The following is a 5,110-nucleotide window of genomic DNA, read 5'->3' on the forward strand; positions in this document are numbered from 1 at the left end:
TTTTTAATTAAAACATACCTCGCTTCACCGGACCTTCAAGGCAAGGTTCCGCCTGATCTGGAACGGACCTTCTGACTTACTTTTGGAGTAACGGCCCTTTCTCTAACAGAAAGCCAGTTATTCCATAGCGCTGCGATAGGTTTCCCTGTGCCGGCTGTCTAATTCTGCCAGATATTTTAAATCCGCCGTGTGCCCCTTAAACAGCTCTGCCAGGTCTTCGTAATGGGAATTGAAAAAGTACTGCAAATAGAGATTATTGGGCTGCACCTTGTACACTTTTTTGATGCCCTCCAGCACTTTTTTAGCGTAATTATAGGCTTCGCCCCTTTTGCCTTCGTCCAGTAAATAGAGGGCCTCAAAGAAATCGGGCTTTACCTCGCGCAAAGGCCGCGTTCGGGCATCTGTAATAACCAGCACCATATTCATCCTTGACGTCCAGCCACGAGGATAACGGGAAAGCTGTCCGCGGTTGGCAATGTCTCGCGCTTTTTCGTACAGGGCATTGCCCTTTAAATAATCGTTGGTATCCAGTTCGCCAGCCAGCACCATGTACGCATAAAAATCAAGAAAATGCGTCAAAGGATCAAACTGGCCCTTAAAATGGCTAAATGGAGTTCCCTGATCGTAAGGAAATTCCCAGGTCTTGTCGTAAAAATACTCGCCCGATTCACTGGTGATTACAAACTGTGCTAAATAGAGTTTTTCATGAGATTTTTGCTGTACCGATTGAATGATGATCCGTACTTTACAAATAACATCATATTCGTATTCGTCTTCCACCCATTCATAGGCATTAAAATATTGTTCCACTTTGTCCGGAAAATCATTCAGATTATTCACCTCGTCATCAGGAAGATTAGACGGATCGAGGGTAACTTTAACTTTTAGTACCTGGCTATGGACTACCATGACCATGGCCAGTAAAACAATCCAGATAATTGTTAGGCGTTTCATATTGACTCCCGTTTTATTCACCCTATCAGAATATAACCACGAATCCGAATAAAATCTACTAAATTAATTGCCCCTATTCCGTTCCGGATTTACCGTCCAAACTTACTATCTTCAACCTTCATCCTGGTCTGGTGCACAAGCCTTACAAACTGCAGAGAATCTGAACTCCAAAGTTCTGCCTTGAACGACAAGCCGAACATTTAAAAAGCGGACCTTTTTCAGCTCCTCAATGTAAAGAACCAGCAAGAGGCTAGCCTGAGCCCAGTGGTTAATTTAAAACTCAGGCAGCCCCATTTCGTCATTTTAAATGGATTCGTGGAACGCGTCTGGAAACCCAGCAGGTTACCTCGTAGGGAATGGTTTCCAGTTTTTTGGCCACCTCTACAATTTTAATATGTTCTGTGCCCTGTTTCCCAAAGAGAACGACCTCCTCACCGACAGCCATATCTTTAATATCCGGCCCCAGATCAACCACAAATTGATCCATGCAAACGGTGCCCACCACCGGATAACGCCGCCCCTTGATCAATACCTGACCCGAATTCGTGAATCTACGGTTGTAGCCATCGGCATAACCGGCCGGCACAACCCCAATAAAGGTCGGTTGGGGGGTGTAGTACCGTCGATTGTAACTGACCGGCTGGTTAGCGCCCAGTTTTTTAATCAATGTCAATTTAGACTTAAAAGCCATCACTTCTTTTAAAGGCCATTGCAAAGGAAATTGCGGAGAAGGTGGGTTCCCATATAACATAACCCCAGGACGCACCAGATCAAAATAACTTTCCTTAAAGCGCATGATGGCAGCCGAATTGGCCAGATGGTACAGGGGGGTTAGATGCGGATATTTCTGATCAATGATGGCCTTAAATTGCTTGAATTTCTCAATTTGCCGGAAAGTAAATTGTGCATCCTCCTCATCAGAACTGGAGAGATGGGAATAGATGCCCACAACCTGCCAGCTTGTTTCTTCAATGATCTTAAAAATAATCTCCTGGTCTTTTTCCGGCAAAAATCCAACACGGCCCATCCCGGTATCTACTTTAATCTGTACGCGCGGACGAATTTTTTGCTTAAGAGACAGTTCACGCAATGGCTCCAATTGTCCAGCATCGGTCAATGTAATATCCAGATTGTAATCAAGAAATTGGGGGAAAAAATGGGGCAGATGGGCGCCAAATACCAGAATGGGAATGGTAATGCCGGCTTTCCGCAGCTCAATACCCTCTTCCGGAAAGGCCACGCCCAAATAATCTACGCCATGGGCAACCAGACTCCTGGCCACTTCAATACTTCCATGACCATAGGCGTCGGCTTTAACCACGCCCATTACCCTGGCCGGCGCCACAGCGTTTTGAATGAGTTTTAAATTGTGTAACAGGTTTTGATGATTAATGTAAGCTCTGGTGGGTCCCATTTTACCACTCGTAGTTTTGTGCAATCTGTTCAATGCTCTGGCCTTTGAATATGGTGCGGATTGTACTTCCTTTCACCAAATATTCAGGAATCATAGGGCGCAAATTGTAATTGGAAGCCAGCACCTGGCCATAAGCTCCTGCTCCGCCAATGGCTAAAAAATCGCCCTGTTCAACAGGGGGAAGCGGGCGATCCTGTGCCAAAAAATCACCGCTCTCGCAAACCGGCCCTACCACATCCACCATTTCAGCAAATTCCGTACGCTTTTCGAGCGGGGCGATGGGATGGTAGGCTTTGTAAAGGCTGGGACGCAGGAGATTGTTCATGGCCGCATCCACAATAATAAATTTTTTGGCAGGCGTCTGTTTTCTGTACAGCACTCTGGTAACCAGAATGCCGGCATCTCCAATAATAGCCCGACCCAATTCGGCCACCAGACGGATGCCCAGTCCTTTAAATTTTTTTAGAAAAGCCGGTAATATTTCTTTGAGGGGCCAGGCCGGATGGGAGAAAATTTGCTCCGAATAGTCGATGCCTATTCCTCCGCCAAGGTCCAAAGTGCTAATGGGCAATCCGCGGGCTTTCAAGCGGCCAACGGTTTCAATCAAATAATCTGCCGTTTCCAAAAAGGGACGGGCTTCCGAAATCTGCGAACCGATATGCACATGCAAGCCAATGGGTTCTAACCATCGATCCCGCGAGGCCACTTCGTAAAGGGGAAGGGCGTCCTGAAGAGGAATGCCAAATTTATTGATATGTTTGCCCGTGGCAATATAATCGTGCGTGGGAGCCTCAATATCTGGATTGATGCGAAAAGCAACCGGTACTCGTTTTTTTAATCTTCCAGCAATCGCTTTTACACTTTCAAATTCTTCGATGGATTCAATGTTAATGGAGTGAATACCGGTCTTCACGGCCAGCTCAATCTCTTCAGCCGTTTTACCCACCCCAGCAAAAACGATCTTCTCTGGTTCAAAACCGGCCTTTAAAGCAAACTGTAGCTCGCCGCCGGAAACCACGTCGGCTCCAAATCCCATGGAACGGATTAATTGTAAAATAGCAGGATTGTAATTGGCCTTGAGGGCAAAACAGGGTAAAAAATCGAGCCCCTTTCCTGCCTGCAGAATGAGCCGGCAATTTTCTTCAATTCGCGTCTGAGAATAGAGGTAAAAAGGCGTTCCGGCCTGCAAGGCCCACTCCTTCAAATTCACCTTTTCTGCAAAAAGTTCATTATTCCTATAGTAAAAGCTGGTTGCCACCTAACAGGCCTCTCGATTTAGTTAGTTATCTTTGTAAATTAACTTAAGAAATAGTTAAATTGTTAGCAAGCTATTTGTCGATGCCATAATTTTTTAATTTTTCGCGCAGCGTGGTGCGGGAAATCTGGAGGAAATCAGCTGCTTTGGATTTATTACCCTTTGTCCTGGCCAAAACACGTTCAATATGCACCCGTTCTATCTCTTTAAGCGAACAGTTCCCCAGCAGTTCTACATCTTCAGGGATATTCTTGGAATCACTCAGATATTCTGGCAAACTCTTTAATGTAATTTCGTTTCCGGTGTTGGTCAGAACCGTTTGTTCGATCACCTCTCTTAATTCCTGCACATTGCCTGGCCAATAATAATCCTGGAGCACATTGAGCGCCATGGGGGAAATGGGCGGCATCTTTTTGGCATACTGAAAACTAAAATACTGTGTAAAATATCGAACCAGCAGTTTGATATCTCTGCGCCGCTCTCTGAGCGGGGGCAGGTAAATTTCGAAGCTCTTTAAATGAAAATACAATTCAGGATTAAAACTACCATTCCGCACAAATTTTTCAAGATCAAAGCGCGTTTGAGCAATGATGCGCGTATCGACATGCTGAGGCTTTTCGCTACCCAAAGGCTTAATGATATGGCTGTCCAGGTACAAAAGAAGTTTATGTTGCACCTCCACAGGTAATCGCTCAATGTTCTTTAGAACAAGAGTGCCCCCTTCTGCCTGTTCAATCAGCCCCCTTTTGGCAGGTCCGGAACCTGAATTTTCGGAAAGCACGCCAAAAATATCGGCCATCAGTTCATTGGCCGTAGCAAATTCACAATTTTTAATAATGAAAGGTCCGGATTGCTTATGACTGTTGGAGTGGATCATGTACGAAACCAGGTCCTTACCCGTGCCCGATTCTCCTCTGATTAAACAGGGTGTAAATGGGGTTTTACTGATAATCTCCACAAATTCATTGACGCGCTTAATGCGTTCATCATTGCCGATCAAACGATCTGGTCGCCAGCGAACGGAAGACAATTTAAAATTACGATATTGCCTGTTTTCCATGGCCTGAAGGACTTCAGAGAAGAGCTCCGGCAAATAAACTCTGGCTTCAGAGAAGCCTAACACCTGATAAATCTTCTCGCCCATTTTTTTATTAAGCGTTTCCGGTAAGGGGTGATCGGAAATCATGATAAGCTGGAAGAAATACTGATGATTTGTCTGTTCCAGTAACCAGGAGGGAATAGTCAGCCACTCGTCTTTCAGATCAATAATAAATAAATCGTAGTAGATCATCTGAATGGATTTGCGAATGGCTTCGATGTGTTCGTACAAATCCATCCGGTATTCACCATGAAGGCTCTTCTTCAAGAAAAACTGAAACTCAACTAATCTATCTGAGATAAACGCGATTTTAAATTGCATATTTTACCCAGCTAACGATTTGTGGCAAATAGTATCGACAATAATTGACATTATTTTAGATAAAAAG

At 44.7% G+C, this 5,110-nt stretch carries 4 protein-coding genes; all 4 read right to left on the bottom strand.

Annotation, left to right across the window (positions count from 1 at the left end; all coding sequences use genetic code 11):
- Window positions 1–117 precede the first annotated feature (117 nt).
- On the bottom strand, window positions 118–954 hold the full coding sequence (locus tag ACWB0I_RS11515; protein ID WP_479388215.1) for a type IX secretion component PorD family protein: 837 nt from the start codon (window positions 952–954) through the stop codon (window positions 118–120).
- A 298-nt stretch (window positions 955–1,252) separates the two neighbouring features.
- Window positions 1,253–2,368 carry an alanine racemase gene (gene alr / locus ACWB0I_RS11520; RefSeq protein ID WP_479388216.1) on the bottom strand — a complete coding sequence of 372 codons (1,116 nt, stop codon included), beginning with the start codon at window positions 2,366–2,368 and terminating at the stop codon, window positions 1,253–1,255.
- A gap of 1 nt (window position 2,369) precedes the next feature.
- Window positions 2,370–3,626, bottom strand: coding sequence for a diaminopimelate decarboxylase (lysA, locus tag ACWB0I_RS11525; protein WP_479388217.1), 1,257 nt, complete (start codon window positions 3,624–3,626; stop codon window positions 2,370–2,372).
- A gap of 70 nt (window positions 3,627–3,696) precedes the next feature.
- A complete protein-coding gene (locus ACWB0I_RS11530; RefSeq protein WP_479388218.1) occupies window positions 3,697–4,959 on the bottom strand; it encodes a sigma-54-dependent transcriptional regulator in 1,263 nt (420 codons plus the stop codon).
- Window positions 4,960–5,110 lie beyond the last annotated feature (151 nt).

The sequence above is a fragment of the Caldithrix sp. genome (genome assembly GCF_056497305.1).

Bases quoted from the DNA above. Each gene is read 5' to 3' on its own strand.
- alr (WP_479388216.1), bottom strand. From the start codon at position 2,368: ATGGGACCCACCAGAGCTTACATTAATCATCAAAACCTGTTACACAAT.
- ACWB0I_RS11515 (WP_479388215.1), bottom strand. From the start codon at position 954: ATGAAACGCCTAACAATTATCTGGATTGTTTTACTGGCCATGGTCATG.
- ACWB0I_RS11530 (WP_479388218.1), bottom strand. From the start codon at position 4,959: ATGGATTTGTACGAACACATCGAAGCCATTCGCAAATCCATTCAGATG.